We start from the raw sequence: 24,545 nt of genomic DNA on the forward strand, positions 1-24,545 counted from the left end.
CCGCCGCCCCTGTCCCCCTTGGCGCAGGCCAAGGCGCGCTACTCCTTGGTAACGCGCCTTCGACTCCGCTCAGGCTGACAGGGCTAGTAACATCTTACCTATTCAAAATATCAATCAAAAACTTCCGAAACGGCTCGGCAAACTCTTTCCTTTTCAGTGCAAATTCAACCGTCGTTTTCAAATAATCCAACTTATCACCGATGTCGTGACGCTTGCCTTCGATGCGGTGGGCGTAGATGTTTTCGCGTTTTAGGAGCAGCAACATGGAATCCGTTAGCTGGATTTCGTTGTTTTTACCTTTCGGCGTTTGCTCTATTGTGTTAAAAATTTCGGGTGTCAGAATGTAACGTCCGGCAATGGCGAGATTGGAGGGGGCAACATCTATTGCAGGCTTTTCCACCAATGTATTAAGCTCCATAATGGTGTCGCTCAGCACGTTCCCGCCAACAATCCCGTAACGGTTCACTTTATTCGGATCCACTTCCTCAACGGCGATCACAGAGCCGCCGTATTGCTCGTAAGTATCCATTAACTGCTGTGTAACCGGAATTACGGAATCCATGATGGTGTCGCCCAAAAGCACTGCAAATGGCTCATTTCCAACATGATGTCTAGCGTAGTAAATCGCATCGCCAAGTCCGTTGGCTTCTTTTTGGCGTACAAAATGAACATTGGCCATATCCGCGAGACGGCGCATTTCATTAAACCACATCAGATCTTCCTTCTCTTCCAGACGGCTTTCAAGTTCCACATTACGGTCGAAATGGTCTTCGATGGCGCGTTTACCTTTTCCTGAAATGATCAAAATATCCTCAATCCCGGAATCAACCGCTTCCTGAACCACATACTGGATTGTTGGAATGTCGATAATAGGTAGCATTTCTTTTGGCATTGATTTGGTTGCTGGCAGAAAACGCGTTCCAAGTCCGGCAGCGGGAATTACAGCTTTACGAATCATAAGTTTGCTCTGGGCCGTCGGCTTTCTGCTTTCGGCAACAATTTGTTTATAAATAAAATATTGTAAATCAACGGAATAGCAATGTTACACGACGAATGGCTTGATCACCCGAGCGTTATGCTTTTTAAGTTCTACAAACAGCTGGTTCAGCATGTCATCATCATGGTAAATGCCAATGATCGTTCCGCCCGAACCTGCAAACTTCGCAGACGCACCGCATGATCTGGCTGCGTTGATCAGCCTTTTATTGGATTCCGGCACATTGTAAATTTTGCAGCGCAAGTCAAAGTTCTCATTCATTAACTGATGCAAATCGTGCGAACGGCCTTCAATTAACGCCTCGCGACCGTCAGCGGCTTTTTTTGCAATCTGGCCCAGGACATCAATAACTTCGGTTTCGCCCCTGTCAAAACGCGTCCTGACATCGCTATGCACTTTGCCTGAAACCTTGCTGAGATTGGTGTTATAGGCCACATATAATTTTGGTAACAAAGCGGGATCAATGCGCTCGTAATGTCCATAACCCTGACGGTCGATAAGTTCTTTATCAAAATCCATATACACACAGCCTTCGTAACATTGGATCACACGGTCCTGCAAGCCGGCTGTTATGCCCAGTTCCTCGGTTTCCGTTACCATGACGAGCTGGGGAAGGATCTCTCTTGGAATTTCAACTTTGTAAAACTGCATCAGCGCCCGGAACAATGCCACCACAATTGCACTTGAACCCGACATGCCCACCTGACGCGGAATCGAGGAACGGTAACGAACGGTGAAATTGCGGTTAGGAAGGCGGATTCCATTGTCTTCACAGTAGTCACCAAATTTTTTGATACCGGCCTTGATCAGCGGGATCCCACCATTGTAACCCAGCATGCTGACTGTGTCCCGCAAATGAAAAATGCTCCGAAATGTGCTCTCATCCTGCGGCTCCGACTCAATATGGAGCTCGGGAGATTCATATAATGAAATGGAAGCGCCGAAATTTCTAACCGAAATGGATATTGTTTTTCCAAAAAAACCGTCAGAAGGATTGCCTAGCAGCCCGGCGCGGGCATAAGCACGAGTTTCAATTATCAAGGTTAAATTCTTTTTTAGCCAAAAGTAATAACTTAATGACGACACAATGCGATTTTGCCCTGATATGCCCGCAATTATTCAAAAATAGAAAAGACACAAAAAAAGCGGGACGATTGCTCGCCCACGCTTCATCAGGAATGGTTTACTATTATATCTTATTGCTTAACAACCTGAATGTTAGCAATCAATTTCACATCGTCACCTACAACAACGCCGCCGGCTTCGGTTACCGCACTCCATTCCAGGCCAAATTCTTTGCGGTTGATTTTTCCGGAGATTTCGAAACCTGATTTGTTGTTACCATAAAAGTCGGTCATGTTACCACCGTATTCCACAGCAAATTCAACTGGCTTGGTTACGTTTTTCACAGTAAGATCGCCTTTCAAAGTATAACTTTCATCGCCTTTTTTGGCTAATGTTCCTTTAATAGTCAGTTTAGGATGGCTCGCTGCATCGAAGAAATCTGCTGATTTCAAATGCTCATCACGTTGCGCCTGATTTGTATCAATGCTGTTGATGTCTGCGGAAAACTGAACGGTTGCGCCTTCAAAATCCTCGGTTTCAGTTTCTACCGAACCTTCGAATGTTTTGAATGCACCTGTTACGGTTGAGATAACCAAATGTTTTACTTTAAACTGAACTTCGGAATGCGTTGGGTCAATTACCCATGTTGTAGTTGCCATAATGTATATCGTATTTAATGTTCTTACATTTAATGTATATACACGTAATTTAAAAGATTAGTTCATGAGCACAAAAAAAAATCCCAGATAATTTTATCCGGGATCTGATCAAATGTGAAAACACGCCTATTGCTTGGGCATTTCAAAAATCGCAGGATCTATTTTCGGATTGACTTCCAGAGAACTGATCTTCAAAACCATTGCCGTTCCCGGCATAGCCGAAGTCTTTACTTCGGAAGTGAAAGGATACGTGACGCCGTCAATCTGTCTGAAATCGGATTGAATGTTTTCAGAAGTCACTTCCTGCCCGTTGATAGTGGTTGCGACGATCATTTTAAGGATATAAAAAGTGTCCTTAGAAATGTAGTTCACGCGTTTCGTGCCGTTTTTCAGCGCCATCGAAACTTTATAAACTTTCGCTCCTGCAAGGTCTTCCTCACCGTCGAGCGTAAGCGTGTAACCTTTTTGCTTGTAATTATATAAGCCGGTCAGGTCCGTTTCGGTTGACATTGCTTTCACCGATTCTTCCGGTAATGCAGTGGCAGTGGTTTGTCCGGTCATCGGGTTGATGGACCAGCCCGTGTTACCGTTGATGGCCTGAACAACGGTCATTCCCTGCACAGTTGTCTCGCTCCGGAAGCCTTTGTCTTGCACAATGATCGTGCTGATTGGCACTTTCATGTTCATAACGTCCATTTCCGCAGCAATTTTGACACTTTGCAATTTGGAAAGTTTGTCTGCGCCGCCCATTGCTTTGATATGTTTGTCGATGATCTCATCAACGTTCTGGGCAAAAGATATATGCGATGCTCCTAAAAGCAGGATAGCAAGCAGCGATTTCGATAAGGTTGATTTTAGCATGAATGTTCGTTTGTTTTAATTGGAACTCTTAACAAGCGTCGATATTGTAAGTTAGGCAAGATTTGAAAAAAAAACGGACGGATAACCAAATCCGCCCGTTTTCATAAAATATATTTCTAAGTCTCCTTAGTTCTTCAAAGCTTCGGCTCCGCCGACAATTTCAAGGATCTCAGTTGTAATCGCAGCCTGACGCGTACGGTTGTAAACCAATTTCAGTTCTTTCAAAAGCTCCTGCGCATTTTCAGTCGCTTTATCCATCGCTGTCATACGCGCACCTTGTTCTGATGCATTGGATTCCAAAACAGCACGGTAAAGCTGAATTTTCAAAGATTTCGGGATCAATTCTGCAAGAATTTCTTCCTCAGTCGGTTCGAAAATGTAATTAACCTCAGCCGTTTTTGTTCTTGTTGTTTTGTCTTCGGTTGCAATCGGCAGATAGCGGTCGGTGTGAATGATCTGGGTTGCAACGTTTTTAAATTCGTTATAGACCAAATCCACAGCATCGTAACGACCGTCTGAAAATGCTTTCATGATCTCTTCCGCAGCCTGCTTAACAGCCACGAAATTTAATCTGCCAAAAAGGTCCATGTAAGTTTTATTCACTACAAAACCTCTTTTCGCAAGGGATTCGGCGCCTTTTTTACCTATTGCAAAAATTTCAACGTTCCCTCTCGCAGCTTGCGCGGCATATTTTGATTCAATTAACAGCAATGTTGCTTTCACGATGTTCGTATTGAAAGCACCACACAATCCACGGTCAGAAGTAACAACCACGATAAGCACCTTTTCAACCGGACGAACCGTTTTCAAAGGACTATCCACCGCACTTTCCGAACTGGAAGAAACTGTTGTAAGCATATCACCAAGCTTCTGAGCATAAGGTCTCATTTGCATGATATTGTCCTGTGCCCTGCGCAGCTTTGCAGCTGCAACCATTTTCATGGCTTTGGTAATCTGCTGCGTTGAATTAACGGATACGATCCGGTTACGGACTTCTTTTAAGCTCGCCATAATTGGTTAACGATATTTTACAGCAACTTCACGCGCAACTTTATCAACTACGTCTGTTACGCTGTTGTCCAGTTTACCAGCACGTAATGCGGATAAAGTGTCCTTATGCTGCGTAGTCAAAACGGTAAGGAAATCTTTTTCAAACTCCTTCACACGGTTCACGTCAACAAGGTCAAGCAAACCTTTTGTAGAAGCATAAACGGTTGCAACTTGCTGCTCAACAGGAACTGGCGAATATTGAGGTTGTTTCAAAACCTCCTGGTTGCGACGACCTCTGTCAATAGCCAATTTCGTAGCCGCATCAAGATCCGAACCGAATTTTGCAAATGCTTCCAATTCACGGAACTGCGCCTGATCCAGTTTCAATGTTCCTGAAACCTTCTTCATCGACTTGATCTGTGCATTACCACCCACACGTGATACCGAAATACCTACGTTGATTGCAGGACGGATACCAGAGTTAAACAAGTTGGATTCAAGGAAAATCTGTCCGTCCGTAATAGAAATTACGTTCGTAGGAATATATGCAGAAACGTCACCCGCTTGTGTTTCGATAATCGGAAGGGCTGTTAATGAACCACCACCTTTAACGATTCCTTTTAAGGAAGGAGGAAGGTCGTTCATGTTTCTTGCGATTGTATCATCAGCAATGATTTTCGCTGCACGCTCCAAAAGGCGGCTGTGCAGATAAAATACGTCACCTGGATAAGCTTCACGTCCCGGAGGGCGGCGAAGCAACAAAGAAACTTCACGATAAGAAACCGCTTGCTTAGAAAGGTCATCATAGATAACCAAAGCAGGGCGGCCTGTATCACGGAAGAACTCACCAATCGCTGCACCTGTAAATGGCGCGTAGAATTGCATTGGAGAAGGATCCGAAGCACCGGCAGCAACGATTACCGTATAGTCCATGGCTCCGTAGCGGCGAAGTGTAGCCTCAATTCCTTTGATGGTCGAAGCTTTTTGTCCGCAGGCAACGTAGATACAGAATACAGGTTCGCCTTTGTCGAAATATTCTTTTTGATTAATGATCGTATCGATGGCAACAGCTGTTTTACCAGTCTGGCGGTCACCGATAATCAATTCCCGCTGGCCACGGCCGATGGGGATCATTGCGTCGATTGCCTTGATACCAGTCTGAAGAGGCTCAGTTACAGGCTGACGGAAAATAACCCCAGGCGCTTTACGCTCAAGTGGCATTTCATAAAGGTCACCTGTCAACGGACCATTTCCGTCGATTGGTTCAGCGAGTGTATTTACAACGCGGCCTATAATTCCGTCTCCAACCTTTACAGAAGCGATTTCTTTTGTACGCTTCACGGTGGCTCCTTCCTTGATGTCGCTAAAATCACCCAGCAACACGGCTCCGACGTTGTCTTCCTCGAGGTTAAGCGCGAGGGCTTTAAGGCCGTTCTCGAAAACAAGCAGCTCACCTGCCTGCACCTGGGAAAGGCCATAAATGCGGGCAACACCGTCGCCAACCTGAAGGACTGTTCCTACTTCTTCGAGTTCTGCTTCTGATTTAGCTCCTGCAAGTTGTTCGCGCAGGATGGCCGAAACTTCATCCGGTCTAACAGATACCATAGTATAATTGACTTATTAAAAGTATAGTAGTAAGTTTTTGAAAACTGCCGCAAAGGTAGCGTTTTATTTTAGTATAAAAAGAATGTTTCGGGTAAAACCTATCACTAAAAATTAGATTTTTCCAAGGCTCTTTCCACAACCGCTCCGTCCATCCTGATTTCGCCATTTATCCTTCATAATCAACATTTTTAAAACTTTTTTAGGTACTATTTGTGTTTTTGTTGTAATTGAGTTCGTTAATAGCACTTACAAATCCATTTATATAACTAATCGACCATCCTTACAGCGTAATGTACAAATTAGAAAAAACCATTTTAGCGGCCTTAGTTGCAGGAGTTTTGGTAACAACAGGAAGCGAAGCACAGACTATCAAAAAGACAACAAAACCGGCAGCAACAGTGAAAAAGGCTCCGGGCACACCAGTAAAAGCAGCAGCTACCCCTGCCGTACTCAAAAATAAGATGGATTCTTTGTCAGCTGCCATTGGCGTAAGCTTCTCGAACTCATTGAATTCCCAGGGTATTTCAGACATTAACACAGAGGTTTTAACAAAAACCATCAATGCGTCGCTAAAAGGCGGCAAAACAGCATTTACGCCGGAAGATGCCAATAAGTTTATTGGTGAATACTTTCAAAAAATAACCGAAGAAAAAGGAGCCGTGTTCAGAGTAGAAGGAGAGAAATTCCTGGAAGAAAATAAGAAGAAGGAAGGGGTTGTTACAACAGAAAGTGGTCTTCAATATCAGATCATTAAGGCGGGCGAAGGTCCGAAACCTGCTGCAACCGATAAAGTAAAAACCCATTATCATGGCACATTAACCAATGGAACGGTTTTTGACAGTTCGGTCGAAAGAGGCGAGCCCGTAGAGTTTCCGGTTAACGGTGTGATCAAAGGGTGGACAGAAGCGTTACAGCTTATGCCGGTTGGTTCAAAATGGAAATTATTTATTCCTTACCAGCTTGCTTATGGTGAACGTGCAGCAGGTCCTCAGATCCCGGCTTATTCAGCGCTGGTGTTTGAGGTTGAATTATTAGAAATTGTTAAATAGCAAACGTTCAACAATGAAAAAGTACTTAATCACGCTTATACCGGTAGTATTACTGGGCTGGCAGAGAGGGCCTGTTCAGGAGAAAGCGGCAGTTATACCAGCCGCAGAGGTGTCAATGGACGAGGATATCAAGCCTATTCCTGCTCAGTTTAAAGCCGAGGAGCTGACAACCAGGATTCTTTCCAGTTATCATTACAGGAAGACCAGGCTCAGCGATTCGCTTTCAGCGGCGATTTTTGATAAGTACATTGATGGCATTGATCATGGCAAGCTATATTACCTGGCCAGTGATCTGAAAGATTTTGAGCAATACAAAAATTCATTCGACGACTATCTCCAAAAGAGAGAACTGGATGTTCCTTTTGCCATGTATAATCTTTTCAGAAAACGTTATAAAGAGAGAAGCGACTACATTCAAACACTGCTGAAAGAGGGAAAACCCTTTGATTTCACCGCAGATGAGTCGATGAACACAGACCGTGAAAAGGCGACCTGGGCTAAAAGCGCAGACGAGCTGAACGACACATGGCGCAAGTATCTAAAAAGCGAAGCGCTGGACTTGAAATTGTCCGGAAAGGCTGATACGGCGGTTGTAACAATGTTAAGAGATCGTTACAAAAATCGTGATCGCGCATTGGGTCGCATTCGTACTGAGCAGGTTTTTCAAATGTTCATGAATGCATATGCTGAGTCTATGGACCCGCATACAAGCTATATGGCGCCTACTTCTGCGGATCGTTTCAAGCAGGAAATGAGCCAGTCTTTGGAAGGAATCGGTGCTTTGCTTCGTGAGGAAGATAATTATATCAAAATCGTTGAAGTAATCCCGGGCGGACCTGCATTCAAAGGAAAACAGCTTAAAAAAGAAGATAAGATCATTGCCGTTGCACAGGGCGACGAAGGCAAAATGGTGGATATCGTAGGCTGGTTCGTGGATGACGCGGTGAAGCTGATTAAAGGCCCGAAATCGACAGTTGTACGTTTGCAGATCATATCAGCCGACGCCCTTCCTGGAACGCCGGCCAAGGAGTACAGATTGGTGCGTGAGAAGATTAAACTGGAAGAGCAACGTGCCAAAAGCGAGATCGTTTCGGTGAACAATGCCAATAAAGAATACAAAGTCGGCGTGATCGATATTCCGCTTTTCTACCGTGATTTTGAAGGAGCGCAGCATAAAGAAAAAGAGTTTTCAAGCACAACGCGTGATGTTCAAAAGCTGATCACGGAGCTGCAAGCTTCCAATGTGGACGGGATCGTGATCGACCTTAGAAATAATGGTGGTGGTTCGTTAACTGAGGCGGTGTCTTTGACAGGTTTGTTCATCAACAGAGGACCGGTTGTTCAGGTTAAGGAAGGCCAGGGAGAAGTTGAAGTTCAGTCTGATAATGATCCTACCATTGCTTATGATGGCCCTATGGCGGTTATGGTGAACCGTTTCAGTGCTTCGGCGTCAGAAATTTTTGCGGCTGCGATTCAGGATTACAAACGTGGAATTATCGTTGGAGAGCAAACATATGGCAAAGGAACCGTTCAAACACTGATCGACCTGAACCAATGGGTGCCTAAGGAGACGGATCAGTTGGGACAAGTGAAACTAACTGTTGCGAAATTCTACAGAATCAACGGGAGCAGCACGCAGCTGAAAGGTGTCATGCCGGATCTGGAATTGCCGACAGCATTTAAGGTAAATGAATTCGGTGAAGGTTCCCAGCCAAGCGCATTGCCTTGGGATCAGATCGCTTCTTCGCGCTATGAGCCGACAAACAACATTAATGCAAAGGTTGTTGATCAGCTTAAAGGAAAATACAACCAGCGTTTGAAGACCGATGAAGAACTGAAAACACTGGTTAAAACACTGGATGAATTCAAGGAAGCGCGGGAAAACAAGATAGTTTCTTTGCAGGAATCAAAACGCAAAGTTGAACGCGCCGAAGCTGAAAAGAAACGACTTGCTATGAAGCAGTTAGGCGAAGATAATGCAGACGGCGACGAAGAGGAAGAAGACGGCAAAGCTGTTGAAGCCCCAAAAGAGGTTAAGAAAAAGAAAGATATTTATCTGACCGAAACGAGCCGTATGCTAGCCGATTTGATCGTAATTTCGAAAGAGCCGAGTTTGGCGGGGACTAAGAAGAAGTAACCATATTTGTAAATTTTGAATGGCCCGGATTGGAAACAGTCCGGGCTTTTTTGTTGGGCAAAAACGAGCATTAATGCTCTTTTTCAGCGCAATTCTTTTGGATGTGGTTTTGGTAAAACGTTTCCATTTCCTGTTTACTCCGAAAGCCGAGATAACTCGCAACCTTATTAGCCAGCTCGGCGCTAATATTAATCCTCCCGTTTTCCAACTTACTGATTGACTGCTGCTTTACATTCAAAAAACTGGCAAGTTCTGATTGTTTAATTCCTTTCATCATTCTGACAGCACGGATTTTCTCACCAAAGGAGGGCATAAAAAGCTAAGATTATAGTGTGTAGGGTGAGTGCAAAATATAACAAATACGCACAACCGCCAAGTTGTAAAATACAACCACCCGAAGCGTACGATACAACCAGACATTTTTGCGTGCCGGGAAATAGATGTATCTCTTTGTAGAGTTATTTAAATGTAAACTTTCAGATCGTCATGAAATCACACATTATGAAGTGCTGGCTATTCAGTCTCCTATTGCTGCCCGCTCTAATGCTGACACAAGCGTGTCAAGAGGATGTCACTCCAACCTCTTCACTAACCAAGTCAATCGAAAAGATTGAAACTGCTTACAAGGAAGGCGAAACGAAGATCGAGATCGGAGGCCCAACCGAAGTGGAAACCATGGCATCGCCTGAAATCATGGAAGCAGTAGAAGCGAAGCTGCTGGCCTATCAGCGGAATTTTGAATCTCGATACGGTGAATCCGGTGATTTTTCAGAGCCATATTGGGTTGGTGTGATTCCGCTGAATGACGCTTGTCCAGCTGGAACTTCAAAAATTAAGTTCAAAATGGACAATCAAGATAATGGCAGTTCAACGAAATCAGGTTGGACGGGTAGCTGGTATTATGATAATAATGGAAATAGCTGGCATCCGCTGTGCAAAGTTTACGGCGGAGCATTTACATTGATGACTTTGAACACGCCTACGCAGTACTTGGTAGCGAGACTAAGCAATAATAAAACCTCTGTCATGGAACCAAGGGTCTGGAACATTTATATTGATAATGAAGATGATGGTAATTTAAATGTAGTGGCAGATGTCAGTCCCGGATTTATGAATAATGATGGTACACATCTTCAATTCTGGGCGATAGCTGGCAAAAATACCCCTGGTGTAAGTCAAGCAGCTGAGTTTCCTGATCTCGGTTTTGCCTATGGAGTTTTCGGAACATTTACTTCGCCTGTTGTCGGAGGAGCGGGAGGCATGGGAACATTTAAAACGGATGACGAAAATAAGAATAATGCGAATCAACTCTATTCTGTTGACTGGAGCACGAACGTTAAAACACCAGCATCATTTGTGCAGGGGAAAGGGGTAGATCGCACTAATGATCCTGGTAATACTACATTCAATATTCGTCGGGTTAGGTGAGGATGGGCATGAAAACCACGTCAAAGACTTTTGTAGTTCTCTTGGCTATCCTGATTGGCTTTTGCTCTTGCAAAAAGCAGGAAGAAAACGGTATCATCGCAAAGATGGAAGGTGAGGAGATTAGTATCGAGGAGATTGACATGCTGATCAAAAACTCGCTATATGAATATCTTTTTGCCATTTACGATGTTCGAAGAATTGCGCTTAATGAGCTCATTAACAACAAGCTGATGGCAAAGGAAGCCAAAGCGCATAAAATTGATGCGGATTCAGTTACCTCTCTCAAACTTAACGAAATGAAGAGGAGGATAACAAAGGAACAATACATAGCGGACAATTCTTTGAAGAGTGGGGTGGTTGATGAGAAAAACCCATTCAAGCTGATTCCGCTCGATACGCCGGAAGGCCAGAGGGTTTTGGAAGAAAGCTATGTGAAATTTTTGAAACATACTTTGGTCAAAGAACTACAGGCAAAATACAAAGTAAGTGTTTTGCTCGCACCGCCCCAAACGCCTAAGCTTGATCTGAGAGGAATTACAAGTTATAAAAGAGGGAATTTGCAATCACAGCATTCGGTCACCATTGTATCGGATTTTGACTGCCCCGTATGTCAGAGTAAAGAGCCTGTTTTGCGGCAGATTTTCAAAAAGTATGAAGATAAAGTTCGCTTTGAATATGCACATCTTTCTTCATCCATTAACAAATCAATATTGTTGTCGGAATGTGCTGCGAGACAAGGGAAATTTTGGGAAGCGCACGAGTTGCTGTTTCAGAAGCGCGAGAGTGATTTTCCCAAGATTGAGAATCTGATTTCTGATTTGAATCTGAATAAAACTGCTTGCGAAGCCTGTATGCAATCTGAGAATGTTGCCGGTGAAATTAATGCAAGTATGGAACGGTTGCGAGTCCTGGGCATTACTGTCACGCCTACCATCATTATTAACAACAGAGTCTATTATGGGGAGATTTCAGAGGAAGTTATGGGTCAGTTTATCGAGAAGTCCCTTAAATGATTTGTGGTTATCATTCATTAGTTCATTCCTACTGATGCTGATTCCTTTTTCATGTGTGCAGGATGTCGAGTTGGACTTAATCAACGGCAATGAGAAAATTCTGGTGGTTGATAGTGAGTTTAATAACTTGAATACTGGGAACTACGTAAGGTTGACTTGGATGCGAAACGTTCAGGAAAAGGAAGTGTTACCAGTTGATAATGCTTTGATTATAATTAGTTCTGACAGTGGTGAAAGTGACACTTTGAAGAAAGAAAACGACGATAATAATTATTTTGATGGATATTATTTTTCAGATAAGTTGAAATGTAAGCCAGACGGAACGTATACCTTGAAGATTGATATTGATGGGCGAATCTACGAGGCAACTGCAACGATGCCTCATCCGCCTAAAATTGATTCCTTACGTCTGGATTTTGTCAAGTATGAAATTGGGAAATCCGATGGAGTTATGCCCTTTATTTATTTTAAAGAACCATCATCAGAAACAAATTACTACCTGGGAAAATTATGCCCGGATGGCTACTCTGCTCGTCGAAATCCTTGTCCAGTTATGGCTTGGTATGCCACCAGGGCGCTATTGCTTCTAAATGATGAATATTTGCCTGGTTATGTCAATGGGATTAACATTAATCTACCTGATGACCCTAAGAGAAATTACATACCAAGTCTTTTCGGAGACTACCTTGCCATTCTCTATTCTATAACCCCAGAAAGTTTTGCCTATTTTCAATCATTAACAGAAGCTCTTAAAAGTGATGGAGGAGTGTATTCGCCATCACCCGCAAATCATCCAACCAATATTAAAAGCAAACATAAAGTTGTCGGATTCTTTCACGTAGCAAGTCTGGATTCATATCCATTTTTTGCACCACTTCGCTAATCAAACGCCTTATAAATTTCATGACCAGATTGCTCATCACCGTGGCATTTCTCATCTCAATTAACACTTATGCCCAAAAGTATAACCTAAGCGGCAAGGTTACGGATGCTGTTTCGGGAGAAAGCTTGCCCAATGCGAGTGTTAAGGTGGCCGTAATGGATGCGGGAATACAGAGTAATGCATACGGCTATTATTCGCTGAGCCTTAAAAAAGGGATTCATCAGATAGAAATTTCTTATCTGGGTTATCTGAAAAAATCGGTTCGCATTGATTTGCAGCGGAACTTGAAACTGGACATCCAATTGACGCCTGCCAATCAGCAATTGAAAGAAGTGCAGGTTAAGGAGCGGGATCAGGTCGATTTAGGTAACTCCATTCCAGGCAAAGCCAGCATTCAGATGAGTCAGGTCAGAAGCATGGGCACAATGGCAGGTGAAGCGGATATATTTCAGGCGTTGCAATATCTCCCGGGCATTAAGGCAGCTGTTGAAGGAAACACCGGCCTTTCCGTTCGTGGAGGGTCATTTGATCAGACATTGATTCTGCTGGATGATGCGCCTGTTTACAATCCTTCACATGCATTAGGCTTTTTTTCTGCGTTTAACAGCGATGCCATCAGGTCAGTAGACATTTACAAAGGAACCGTTCCAGCCCAGTTTGGCGGAAGACTTTCCTCGGTGGTCGACTTGAAAATGAAAGAAGGCAATGTGAACCACCTGAATGTTTCGGGTGGACTAGGGGCGATTGCGAGTCGGTTGACCGTAGAGGGGCCGATCAAGAAGGAACGATCGTCGTTTATTGTCTCAGGAAGATATAGTTATGCAGGCAGCACGGCAAATCTGGTAGGAAAGTTGGCGCAGGAAATGCATGTTTATCCGTTCAGGAATTTCACCGGTGGAAACGATATTCGCTTTTATGACCTGAATGCGAAGATCAATTGGAAATCAAGCGATGGCAAGGACCAGTTTTTCATCTCGGCTTATACGGGAAAGGATTGGTTCAAATATTACCTTTTTCAACAAGGCACTTTCATGAAATGGCAAAACAATACGTTGTCGTTCAGATGGAACCGCATTCAGCGTAGCAACCTGTTTGCCAACACAACGGCTTATTTCAGCAACTATGGATATAATTACAGCTTGCTGATGGATCGGCGTGATTTTGAGTGGAAAGCCGGTTTACAGGAAGTCGGTCTAAAAAACGAGTGGGACTATTTCATTGATCCTACTGCCTCACTTAAAGCAGGTGCATTGCTGACGTATACACGTTACAGTCCGGGAACAATCACGCCAAAATCTGATAGTTCAATCACCGTGCCTTTTACTTTAAGGGCACAAAATACTTTACAAAACGTCGTTTTTGCCGGTTATACAAAACAGTTGTCCAGAAGGCTTTCTATGTATTTGGGGATTCGTATATCCACTTATTCTTTGTTAGGGCCGGGTATGGCGTACGAATATTCGCAAAATTGGAGCAGCGTGCAGGATTCAACACATTACAATGTTGGAGGACTCATGAATTTTAGAGCGGGGGCTGAGCCGCGATGGTCTTTGAATTATATGCCAGACAGCATTTCCGTGCTTTCAGTCGCAGCGAATCGTTCCAGGCAATATTCCCATTTGCTTAATTCCTCAGCGGTTGGCTTGCCCACGGATGTATGGCTTCCTTCCAACGGCAATGTCGCACCGCAATCTGCAACCCTGGTATCTCTCGGCTACAAGCGGATCATTAAAAATGTTACGCTTTCGGTTGAAGCTTATCAGAAGTGGATGACAGGAGTAATTGACCTTGTCGACAATGCTCAACTGTTTGTAAATCAATATGCTGATTCCCAGGTTCGCTCTGGAAAAGGAAATGCTTGGGGACTTGAAACAATGCTGGAAAAGAAAACAGGCAGATTGACCGGATGGATCACCTACACATTATCCAAGACAGATCGGACCATTCCGGGCGTTAACAATGATCTGGCTTATCCATCCCGGTATGACCGCCGACACAGCATTTCGTTCGTTACGACTTTCCATGCGACAAAAAGAACGGCGCTGTCAATGGATTTTCAGTTTAACTCGGGCGGGGCTGCGTCATTTCCAGTGGGCGCATATGAATACTTGGGAGCGTCTTTCAATTATTACACCAGCCGAAACGGATACAGGTTACCCGCCTATCACCGGCTCGATGTGCAGGCCATGTTTACCAGGAAGAGAAAAAAATGGGAAAGGCAATTCGTTGTGGGCATTTTCAATGTGTATGACCAGCGCAACCTATTTTCGGTGCAGGTTGAGCCGGATACATTCAGCCAGCCATTTACGCTTTCACGTATATCAGCCATTTCTTTATATGGTGTGATGCCATTTTTTAGCTACGGATTCAAAATCTGATCCTTCACCTGGCATATTGAAAAAGCGAAAAGTGGAAAATTCAAAAAAGAAACGGGCCATCATGATATAGATGACCCGTTTGAACAAAAATAGGAAGGGTTTGTTTGTTAATCTCTTATTCCCAACCGCCCCCCAGCGAGCGATACAATTCAATCAATGCTAAATACTGATTCTTTTGAACGTCGGTCAAGGACAACTCAGCTTCCAGAACGGTTCTTTGCGCGGTGATCACTTCCAGATAGGAAGCATAACCTGTCAGGAAAAGATCTTTTGATGTGACCACCGCCTGTTGCAGGACGTCAACTTCCTGGGTTTTGAAATCATTGATTTTCCTGTTGTTTTCCAGTTTCTTCAAGCTTGTGCTCACTTCCTGAAAACCTGTCAGAACGGCTTTATTATAGGTAAATAGCGCTTCCAGGCTTGTTGCTTCGGCGCGTTTCTGGCCTGCTTTCAAAGCTTTCCGGTTGATAAGCGGCCCGGCCAATCCACCGATTGCGTTATAGGCGAGTGAAGCGGGATTGAAGAGTAAATTGCTTTTGAATGAATTAAAACCAAGAAATGCAGTAATGTTAAGCGATGGCAAAAACGCCAGTTGCGCAGCCTGCTGCTCGGAGTAATTGGCAAGCAGATCAAATTGCGCTTGCTGGATATCCGGTCTTCTTCGCAGCATATTGGCAGGAACGCCGGCTAATGCGGTTGGCGGCAATGTTTGTTCTAAAATGTTGTTGCGAACAATGGGTTGCGGGAAACGGCCGAGGAGCAGGTTGAGTTTGTTTTCGGCCTCGATGATCTCCTGCTGTTTTTCAACTTCAAGACTTTGTGTATTAAACAATTGTGCACTAAACTGTTGCACACCCAGTTCATTCGCGCGGCCGCCTTCTTTCTGGATCTTAATGGTTTCCACGGCAGACTGCTGTAAGGCAATGTTCTTTTGGATTATAGCCATTTCGGTATCCAAAGCGATCAGCTCGTAATAGGCGCTTGCAATTTCAGCGATCAGGCCTGTGATGATAGCATGACGGGCTTTTTCTGTTGCCAAAAGGCGATTATAGGCGGCCTTTTTCTGGGTTCTCAATTTACCCCAAATATCAATTTCCCAGGCGCTTCGGAGTCCGACGAAATAATCCGGCAAAAATGGGGCGGGAAGTCTTCTGTCGGCGTCGATGTTTTCCGAGAAATTCGTATCGTAGTTTCCGACGCCATCCATGGTGTAATCGCCAAATTTCCGGCCGCCGCCAGTCACTTCTGCCGAAACCGAAGGAAGCAGCGCACCCTGAACGGCGAGAATGTTCGATCGCACAATTTCAATTCTTTGAGCGGCTATTTTCAGATCAAGGTTGTTTTGTAGTGCCGTATCAATGAGCGCCGTTAAATGTGCGTCCTTGAAAAACGTTTTCCATTGGATGGAAGCAATTCCCGTTGAATCACTCTGGCCGGCAAAAGTTTGTGGCGTGCTGATGCGGGCCTTCTGCTCAATTGGCTGTGTTAGTTTACAGCCAGCAAGTCCTGCTAATGCATATATTAGCAGCATGTTATATATTTTTTTATTTGTTTTCATTAAATGTAGGATCTGTGAGGGAAGCAGCCGGACAAAATATCCGGCTGCCGGAATGATCATTCAAGAATGACTTCTTCATGTTTCGTTACCGCTTTGCGTTTCTTTGGCCGAACCATGCTGGCGAACAGTACATATAATCCCGGGATGATGATCACCCCGAAAATGGTTCCAATCAGCATCCCGCCAGCAGCAGCGGTTCCGATAGAGCGGTTTCCGATCGCACCTGCACCTGAGGCCATAACCAGTGGAATAAGTCCGGCTACAAATGCCAGCGAGGTCATCAGGATCGGACGAAGCCTTTCTGTAGCCCCTTCCAATGCTGCCTCAATGACCGAACGCCCTTCTTTTTGCCTGATAATGGCGTATTCTACGATTAGGATGGCATTTTTACCCAATAACCCTATGAGCATGACGAGCGAAACCTGCGCGTAAATGTTATTTTCCAAGCCCATTAATTTCAATGCAAGGAATGCACCGAAAATCCCGGTTGGAAGGGAAAGTATAACAGGCAACGGCAGCAGGAAACTCTCATACTGGGCCGCCAAAAGCAGATAAACGAATATCAGACAGACACCAAAAATGTAAATCGCCTGGTCACCCGACAAGATCTCCTCGCGCGTCATTCCGGACCATTCATAGGTGAAGCCACGCGGCAGGCTGGTCGCAGCAACCCGCTCAACCGCCTTAATGGCATCCCCGGAACTGTAACCCGGCGCAGCGTCACCATTGATCATGGCCGAAGTGTACATGTTATAGCGCGTCAGCAACTCGGGGCCGTACACTCTTTCGAGCCGGATGAAAGTGGAGAACGGGACCATTTCCCCGCGGTTATTTTTGACATATAGTTTTAAAATATCCTCAGGGTTTTTCCGGAAACTCGGATCGGCCTGCACCATCACTTTATACATCTGTCCGAAACGGATGAAGTTGGAGGCGTATAAACTGCCTATCAAAGTCTGCAATGTGCTCATTGCTACGTCTACGGAAACACCTTTTTTGGCAGCTATGTCCGCATCGACATGGATCATATACTGCGGGAAGCTTGCGTCAAAGCTGCTGAATGCGCTTGCTATCTCCGGCGAATCCATCAGGTCTTTTACGAATTTATCCGTGATCTCGGCGGTCTTTTGCAGGTCGTCGCTTCCTGTGCGGTCTTGCACGCGGAGCTCAAAACCACTTGAATTACCAAATCCCGGGACAGTAGGAGGAGGGAAAAACTGGATTTCCGCATCGGTAATGTGCTTGGTTTTGGCCTCCATCTCGGAGATAATGTCCTGCACAGAAGCCGTCCGCTCGTCCCAGGGTTTCAGGTTGATCATGGCCATACCATAGGAAGATCCTGCGGATTCCGTGATCAAGCTGTATCCTGACAGCGACGAAACAGATTCAACGGCTCCAAGTCCCTGAGCAACTTTTTGAATTTCGTCCAAAACCGCTTCCGTTCTTTCAACCGTAGCCGCAACGGGCGTAGTTACATTTACATTGATAACACCCTGATCTTCTGTCGGAATGAAGCCCGTAGGAAGAACTGTGTTGATTCCATAAGTCGCCACGCAGAATGTGATTAAAAGCCCGATTGTGATGACTCTCCGGTTGACGATCAGGCCCAGCAACTTTCTGTATTTTGCTGAAATGCCGTCGTAACCTTTGTTGAAACCGGCGAAAAATCTATCGAGAAGCGTGTTTTTCGAAGGTTGTCCGTGGGTGTTTTTTAGCATTAAAGCACAAAGTGCAGGGGTTAACGTTAATGCATTGATCCCTGAAATCACAATGGAAATCGCGAGCGTGATCGAGAACTGGCGATAGAAAATCCCGACCGGACCAGACATAAATGCTACTGGAACGAAAACCGCCGACATTACAAGCGTAATTGCGATAATAGCGCCGCTCATTTCTTTCATCGATTCAATGGTCGCTTCGCGGGCATCCAAATGTTTTTCGGCCATCTTCGCGTGGACGGCCTCGACGACGACTATGGCATTATCCACCACAATCCCGATGGCCAGAACCAGCGCAAACAATGTCAAAAGATTGATCGAAAAGCCGAATAACTGCATAAATGCAAATGTTCCGATCAATGCGACGGGCACAGCAAGCGCAGGAATGAGCGTCGAGCGGAAATCTTGTAAAAACAGGTAAACAATGATGATTACCAGGATAAATGCTTCGATCAATGTGCGCACAACCTCGTGAATTGACGCGTCCAGGAAGCGGGAAACGTCGTACGAAACCATGTAATCCATGCCGGGAGGGAATGTGGTCGCTTTCAGTTCGGCCACTTTCTTTTTCACATTGGCAATTACTTCCTGCGCATTGGAACCCGGACGCTGTTTCAGCATGATCGATGCCGAGGGCTTACCATTGGATTTGGAAGCCATGTCATATTCCAGCGTACCAAACTCAATATCAGCCACATCCTTCAATTTCAGCATGGAGCCGTCGGGATTGGAGCGGAGCACAATGTTCTCGTATTGAGCCGGCTCAAACAACTTTCCGGTGTATTTCAGCACATATTGCAGCGCCTGCACTTCGCGTCCGGAGCTAACCCCGGTCTTCCCCGGCGCAGCCACAACATTCTGCTCGCGGATGGCTTTCACGACGTCGTCTGCGGAAATATTATAGCCATTCATCCGGTCGGGTTTTAGCCATACTCGCATGGAATAGTCGCGGCTGCCCATGATCACGGCACGGCCTACGCCGTCAATCCGTTTCAGTTCTTTGAGCAGGTTAATGTCCGCAAAATTGTAAACAAAATCCTCACCGGCAGACGTGTCCGAACTCATAATGTCCAGATACATGAGCATACTGTTGACTTCTTTTTCAGTAGTCACACCGGCTTTGATTACTTCTTCGGGAAGTTCGTCAATAACCGTTTGAACGCGGTTTTGAACGTTTACAGCCGCCAAATCGGGGTCTATACCCACATTAAATGAAATGGTAATGGTCGTTACCCCGTCATTACCGGATACACTGGTCATGTAAGTCATGCCGGGCACGCCATTAATGGCACGCTCGAGCGGGACGGCAACGGCGTCCACGCCAACCTCAGAATTGGCGCCGGTATAAGTGGCCGTTACCACAACGGATGGCGGCACAATGTCCGGAAACTGTGAAACAGGCAAGTCTGCGAGCGCAAAAAGCCCGAGTAAGGTTATGAAGATTGAGATGACCAGTGATAGCACCGGCCTCTCGATAAATTTTTGAAACATGATGGAAAATTCAGGTGATACGAAAGGATCTTACCGTGCGGTCAGTTCTATTTTGGTGGCTTTTACATTCAGACTGTCAGGCGGGATGTTTTTGGGCGTAATGGTTGCGCCGTCCTTCAATCCCTGAAGTCCTTCGTACACAATGGTTTCTCCTGATTTTAAACCTGATTTTACAACATAATATCCTGCTAATCTGGACTTTGGTACAAAGCTGCGGGTTTTGATCTTATTATCTTTTTCCAGCACATATACAAAATTCTTATCCTGAATTTCAAACGCAGCTTTTTGCGGAACCAGAATGGCATTTTCGACCGTGTTGGTCAGTCTGATTGTTCCGGTCGATCCGTGTTTCAGAAGTTTGTCGGGGTTTTGAAAACGCGCTCTGAATGCAATAGAACCGGTCCCTTCGTCAAAAGCGCCTTCCATTGTTTCCACTGTCCCTTTTTGTTTGAAGTAGGACCCGTCCGCGAGTTCAAGCTCAACAACTGTGGCACTTTGGGCCGTGCCGCGTGCCTTCACGTATTCTAAATATTCATTTTCGGAAACATTGAAATAGGCAAAAACACTTTTGGTGTCTGAGAGCGTTGTGAGCAATGTCCCTTCGTCGATCAGGCTTCCCATCTTATGCGGAATACGGTCGATAATGCCGTCAAATGGTGCTTTGATTTCTGTCTGGGCCAGGTGAATGGAGGCCTTCGATTTTTGCGACCGTGCTTCCTCGATCCGTGCATTTACAGCTGCCAATTTCGCTTCCGCAACCTCGACTTCCGTTTTGGAGATCACATTTTTTTCGACCAGCAATTTTACCCTTTTCAGTTCAAGCTCGGCTCCTTTTGCTTCGGCAATGGCACTATGCAAATTGGCTTTCGCCGATGCCAGTTGCGCCTCATATTCTTCATTATTTATCCTGAACAATGTTTGTCCTTTTCTTACTTCCTTACCTTCATCCACATAAACTTCTTCGAGGTAACCTTTAACACGGGCATATATTTCAACATTGCGGATTGCGTGAATGTCGCCTACATATTCCCGGTGAACTTCGGTTTTTTGAGGGACTAATTCCGTAACGGGGATGGTAGGAATGGCGGTTTCTTTCTTCGATTCGCTTGCACCTTCGGTAGTGCATCCATAGGCAAGCAGACTTGGAACGGCCAGTAAAAGCCATTTGAAATTATTCATAATAAGTTGATTATTAATGTAATACTGAGTTTTTCGGGGAATAGGAATAGTCAAGATGATGACAGATAGGCCAACAGAATGTATGTGCTGATCCGGGACAGATGAACGGCGCTTTTTAAAGCACAGTAACCTGACCGTCAGTTAGCATAACGTGGCACTAAAATCGAAGAAACTCAGAATGGACAAAGCCGGTGCAGGAAGGCGTAGTAGCCGGGAAGCGCAATATTTTTGTCACTTACATTAACCGCGAGCAGTTTCTCACCAATTAATTTGGGCTTGCGCAGGAAGTAGTAATTTGAAAAAACAACGGTTTCGAAGGATACGAACCGATAAGTAGAATGGCGGTGCCGAAGCAGTTTGGATAAATTCTCACGCCATTTGCAGCCGTCCGCCTTGACAATGGTGCGGTTTGGATCAATTGTATCGTCCAAAATGACCACATCCTCCGATTCAACGCTTGTTTCAATTGAAAAAGGAGAGAACCCGGTTCCGTAATCAAGCTTGCATAACTTTCCCGGCTGCTTGGCGGACAGCGATAAAGCCAGGAAGTGAACAAGGCAGAAAAACAATACAAAAGTTCTTTTTGTCATGATGCTGATCTGATCAGTACATTAAAAAATCCATACTTTTATAATGAATTCAAGAATGATTGGAAATATTGGAAAGGAATTGTAATAAAAAAATGTGATTGGCCAAATATAATAATTCAAATGTATACAACAAATTTTATAGATTGTTAATGACTGTTAACTGTCGGATAAATGCAAAATTTAATCTAAATTAAGGTGTTTTGAATGCCCATCTTTAAAATACAGCACAACAATAATGTGACTTATTTGGGAATCGACGTATATTTAAGTGTAACCATTTACGTTCGTGCCCCATGCAGGTTAAAACAATAAAGACGGAAAACTTTGTGTTGACCAAAATGACCAAAGACGATGGGGACAAATATTTCAGGCTGAGTAATAATGAGCATGTGATGAAATATGTGACGGGCCACGCGCTGGACCGTCAGGAGTCAGATAAGATGCTGGCCACTTTTCTGGCTGAATTTGGGAACGATACTTTTTTGGGGAGATACTTGATTGAGGGCCGTTATTCCGGCGAATTAACTGGTACGGCAAAACTCGACATGGATGGGAGCGATGTGGAAATTGGTTACCGGATCATGGAAGAGCATTGGGGAAAGGGCATTGCGACGGAGATTGCAACGGGACTGATCCGTTTTGCAAAAAGGGAACTGAACGCAAAACAGGTCATCGCCTATGTGAATGTGAATAACGCGGCATCGATCCGGGTGCTGGAAAAGGCCGGAATGGTGAACATGGAGCGGATCGAAGATCCTGATGAAGTCAAATTTAAATTTATTTACGCACCTCAAAATCCTACGCCCATCAAAAAAGTGTTTCACAGAATTCTTGGCCTAATCGGAAAATGACATGCAAACATTGACATACGCTGCGAAACAAAATAGGCCTGGAAATTTTCAAACTTTCCAGGCCTGACACATTGATCAACTAATTAAAACTTGCCGTTTTCGTCTGCTAACAAATAGCGGAATGTAATGTAGCTGGATTCTTCCGTGGGCACTTCTTCCGGCGCGCCTTTATAATAACTGATGATCTGAACTTTGGCATATTTGCCATCTGAGGTTTTCACCAGAAGCGTCCTTTCAGGAATGGTCCTGATCGCATGTACGCTCATATCATACTTATACCACGAGTTTCCGCTACCGCCCGGAATCGCAAATGTGTCGTCGTGATCCGACTTGTATCCGTCTTTCGGTGCTTCCGCAATTGCTTCGAATGGTTGTTCCACCACCAATGCGCCTGCTTGGCCCGGGCCGCTGCTGCCGCTGTTTACTGCAATGGTCGTTTTACTGAATGCAATGTCCCAGTTGGCAGTTTGGGCGTCGCCCGCGGGAACGGCTTTCCCGGTTGCCAGACTGAAATACGCATACGGCTTCGCATTTGCGTCCAGATCTTTGATGACAATTATTTCAGATTTCATTTTATCAGGTTCCTTTTGTTCTTTTTGTGTTGCAAAAATTGAGTAGGACAAGATAAGCGTTGTTAGTAACATCATTTTCTAAATCTTGGATTTGATAACAAAATATTTGATCACGCCCCTTTTTTAACCAGCTTATATTCCAGCTTAGGCTTGCCGCGCACACCGCCATCTTCTGCATGAAAGCTTACAAACCTTAGCTTATAAATATTCCCTCCGCTGTCCTTGATCAGGTAAAAACGATCCGTTTTAACGCCAATCGGTCCACCGGAAGTAACCCGCCATTTGGAACCAATCGCGTCTGCGTCCATGCTGAATTTGCCAGCGGCAATGTTGCTTTCGGTGAATGCGTCATAAGTGACGGTGCTCGTAAGGACTTCCGCGGCTTCTACTTTTGCTTGTTTGTTGATAAATACCAGGTCTGAGAATCCGTAAGGGATCAGGCCGGTGCCAAAGTTGGTGTAATACATGCTATAACCCCAGTTCAAATCCCAGCGTGCTTTCAATGGCTCCACATCAACCGTTGCGCCTTTTTCAAGTGATACAAAGTTGAAATTGTAAGCTGCGTCTTTGGTTATATCAATGGTTTTAGAAGTCGTTTCGTTAAGCTTGGCATATTGTAATGCATAACCTGTCCCTTTTCTCAAAACTCTAATCTTGTAAATCTGGTCGGCAGGAACAACATTGGCGCTTCCACCTTTTCTGTTCAGGATATACACTTTGTTATCAGCATCTGTTGCGGAAATTTCCTTAATCGCCGTCTTGGTCAGATCGCCTTTTGCGTCGTCAACGAGGCTTAGTTTGCCCATTCCCTGGCCCACTGCCAGTGAATCGAGCACAATGTCCTTTGCCGTGACTGCATTAATGTCCGTTTTATTAATCGCGATAATGGACGCGCCATTTGTAGCATTGATCACCACGCGGAAATCGGCATCATTATAAAAGCCCAGATCCCAGCTGTCGCGCAAAACCGGCGTTTGAATGTTGCTGCTCAGGTCCAGGAACACCGAGTTAGCAGCGCTGCTTCCGGGTTCTTTGTCTGCAATTCCGTTCAATTGAATGTTTGTTCCTTCCGAAACAATTGCTTTGAAGCTCAGTTTAAGATCCTTATTGGTCCCGATAACGGCCGGCGAGCCAACGGAAGCAATTTTGAATGCTACACTTTCGTCACCATTCAGCAGTACGCCTGCCTTCCTGGCCACTTTGATAGAAGCCGATGACTGTCCGGCCGGAACGGTCAGGGCGATGGTGTTATTTTCTGCGGCGGGTGTGGTGGTGAATTCCGTGCCGTATGTAAGCAATGCAGGCGTAAGTGAAACGCTGATGGGCGTGGCGGCATCCACTGCTCTGGACAAAACGATCTTTATTTCGGCTTCTTCACCTTCAAAACCCTGGGCGGCGCTTTCAAAACTGGCTGTGTTATCGGGAAGTGGCGGTTCATCATCATTGCAGGCGTTGAAGCTGGCAAGAAAGGCAATTAGCAAAAAGGATTTGGCTATCTTCTTCATAATTAAATTGTTATTA

General features: G+C 44.9%; 20 protein-coding genes. 7 read left to right on the forward strand and 13 right to left on the reverse strand.

The annotated features are described in order from the left end of the window. Window positions 1-94 precede the first annotated feature (94 nt). The 6 genes from galU to atpA form a co-directional block, all read right to left on the reverse strand. Window positions 95-958, reverse strand: coding sequence for a UTP--glucose-1-phosphate uridylyltransferase GalU (galU, locus tag L0659_RS25350; protein ID WP_235129416.1), 864 nt, complete (start codon window positions 956-958; stop codon window positions 95-97). A gap of 84 nt (window positions 959-1,042) precedes the next feature. Next, window positions 1,043-2,038: a mevalonate kinase gene (locus L0659_RS25355; protein WP_235129417.1), complete on the reverse strand. Its 996-nt coding sequence runs from the start codon at window positions 2,036-2,038 to the stop codon at window positions 1,043-1,045. Window positions 2,039-2,193: 155 nt separating this feature from the next. Beyond that, window positions 2,194-2,721 (reverse strand): YceI family protein, encoded by a 528-nt coding sequence (locus L0659_RS25360; RefSeq protein WP_235129418.1) that lies wholly within the window; start codon window positions 2,719-2,721, stop codon window positions 2,194-2,196. Between the two features lie 126 nt (window positions 2,722-2,847). Further along, entirely contained in the window at window positions 2,848-3,582 is a 735-nt protein-coding gene (locus tag L0659_RS25365; protein ID WP_235129419.1) for an outer membrane lipoprotein-sorting protein, read from the reverse strand. Between the two features lie 126 nt (window positions 3,583-3,708). After that, window positions 3,709-4,593 (reverse strand): ATP synthase F1 subunit gamma, encoded by an 885-nt coding sequence (gene atpG, locus L0659_RS25370; protein ID WP_235129420.1) that lies wholly within the window; start codon window positions 4,591-4,593, stop codon window positions 3,709-3,711. A 6-nt stretch (window positions 4,594-4,599) separates the two neighbouring features. Then, entirely contained in the window at window positions 4,600-6,177 is a 1,578-nt protein-coding gene (atpA, locus tag L0659_RS25375) for a F0F1 ATP synthase subunit alpha (protein ID WP_235129421.1), read from the reverse strand. A gap of 290 nt (window positions 6,178-6,467) precedes the next feature. On the opposite strand from atpA, the gene L0659_RS25380 reads away from it, so the two are divergent. Further along, window positions 6,468-7,226 (forward strand): FKBP-type peptidyl-prolyl cis-trans isomerase, encoded by a 759-nt coding sequence (locus L0659_RS25380; RefSeq protein ID WP_235129422.1) that lies wholly within the window; start codon window positions 6,468-6,470, stop codon window positions 7,224-7,226. 13 nt (window positions 7,227-7,239) lie between these two features. After that, a complete protein-coding gene (locus tag L0659_RS25385) occupies window positions 7,240-9,363 on the forward strand; it encodes a carboxy terminal-processing peptidase (RefSeq protein WP_235129423.1) in 2,124 nt (707 codons plus the stop codon). A 70-nt stretch (window positions 9,364-9,433) separates the two neighbouring features. Here L0659_RS25385 and L0659_RS25390 read toward each other — a convergent pair whose 3' ends face one another. Then, window positions 9,434-9,676 carry a helix-turn-helix domain-containing protein gene (locus L0659_RS25390; protein WP_235129424.1) on the reverse strand — a complete coding sequence of 81 codons (243 nt, stop codon included), beginning with the start codon at window positions 9,674-9,676 and terminating at the stop codon, window positions 9,434-9,436. 173 nt (window positions 9,677-9,849) lie between these two features. Here L0659_RS25390 and L0659_RS25395 point away from each other — a divergent pair, with 173 nt between their 5' ends. Genes L0659_RS25395 through L0659_RS25410 form a run of 4 tightly spaced genes read left to right on the forward strand, consistent with a single transcriptional unit; the run spans window position 9,850 to window position 15,065 of the window. After that, window positions 9,850-10,791, forward strand: coding sequence for a hypothetical protein (locus L0659_RS25395; RefSeq protein ID WP_235129425.1), 942 nt, complete (start codon window positions 9,850-9,852; stop codon window positions 10,789-10,791). An 8-nt stretch (window positions 10,792-10,799) separates the two neighbouring features. Further along, window positions 10,800-11,804 carry a thioredoxin domain-containing protein gene (locus L0659_RS25400; RefSeq protein WP_235129426.1) on the forward strand — a complete coding sequence of 335 codons (1,005 nt, stop codon included), beginning with the start codon at window positions 10,800-10,802 and terminating at the stop codon, window positions 11,802-11,804. Window positions 11,805-11,838: 34 nt separating this feature from the next. Then, the gene (locus L0659_RS25405; RefSeq protein ID WP_235129427.1) at window positions 11,839-12,687 is read left to right on the forward strand and encodes a DUF4249 domain-containing protein; all 849 of its coding nucleotides are present in this window, start codon (window positions 11,839-11,841) and stop codon (window positions 12,685-12,687) included. A gap of 20 nt (window positions 12,688-12,707) precedes the next feature. Continuing rightward, window positions 12,708-15,065 (forward strand): TonB-dependent receptor, encoded by a 2,358-nt coding sequence (locus L0659_RS25410; RefSeq protein WP_235129428.1) that lies wholly within the window; start codon window positions 12,708-12,710, stop codon window positions 15,063-15,065. A 115-nt stretch (window positions 15,066-15,180) separates the two neighbouring features. Here L0659_RS25410 and L0659_RS25415 read toward each other — a convergent pair whose 3' ends face one another. The 4 genes from L0659_RS25415 to L0659_RS25430 form a co-directional block, all read right to left on the reverse strand. Further along, complete coding sequence (locus L0659_RS25415) at window positions 15,181-16,623, reverse strand: TolC family protein (protein ID WP_235129429.1); 1,443 nt, start codon at window positions 16,621-16,623, stop codon at window positions 15,181-15,183. 56 nt (window positions 16,624-16,679) lie between these two features. Continuing rightward, entirely contained in the window at window positions 16,680-19,832 is a 3,153-nt protein-coding gene (locus L0659_RS25420) for an efflux RND transporter permease subunit (RefSeq protein ID WP_235129430.1), read from the reverse strand. Between the two features lie 30 nt (window positions 19,833-19,862). Next, window positions 19,863-21,011: an efflux RND transporter periplasmic adaptor subunit gene (locus L0659_RS25425; RefSeq protein WP_235129431.1), complete on the reverse strand. Its 1,149-nt coding sequence runs from the start codon at window positions 21,009-21,011 to the stop codon at window positions 19,863-19,865. 173 nt (window positions 21,012-21,184) lie between these two features. After that, window positions 21,185-21,601, reverse strand: a complete 417-nt coding sequence (locus L0659_RS25430) for a hypothetical protein (RefSeq protein ID WP_235129432.1) — start codon at window positions 21,599-21,601, stop codon at window positions 21,185-21,187. A gap of 338 nt (window positions 21,602-21,939) precedes the next feature. Here L0659_RS25430 and L0659_RS25435 point away from each other — a divergent pair, with 338 nt between their 5' ends. Beyond that, a complete protein-coding gene (locus tag L0659_RS25435; protein WP_235129433.1) occupies window positions 21,940-22,452 on the forward strand; it encodes a GNAT family N-acetyltransferase in 513 nt (170 codons plus the stop codon). An 83-nt stretch (window positions 22,453-22,535) separates the two neighbouring features. Here the strand turns inward: L0659_RS25435 and L0659_RS25440 are convergent, their stop codons facing one another. Then, window positions 22,536-23,024: an HmuY family protein gene (locus tag L0659_RS25440; protein WP_235129434.1), complete on the reverse strand. Its 489-nt coding sequence runs from the start codon at window positions 23,022-23,024 to the stop codon at window positions 22,536-22,538. Window positions 23,025-23,134: 110 nt separating this feature from the next. Further along, entirely contained in the window at window positions 23,135-24,529 is a 1,395-nt protein-coding gene (locus tag L0659_RS25445; RefSeq protein ID WP_235129435.1) for an HmuY family protein, read from the reverse strand. Window positions 24,530-24,545 lie beyond the last annotated feature (16 nt).

Source organism: Dyadobacter sp. CY347, from assembly GCF_021502655.1.
Lineage (GTDB): Bacteria > Bacteroidota > Bacteroidia > Cytophagales > Spirosomataceae > Dyadobacter.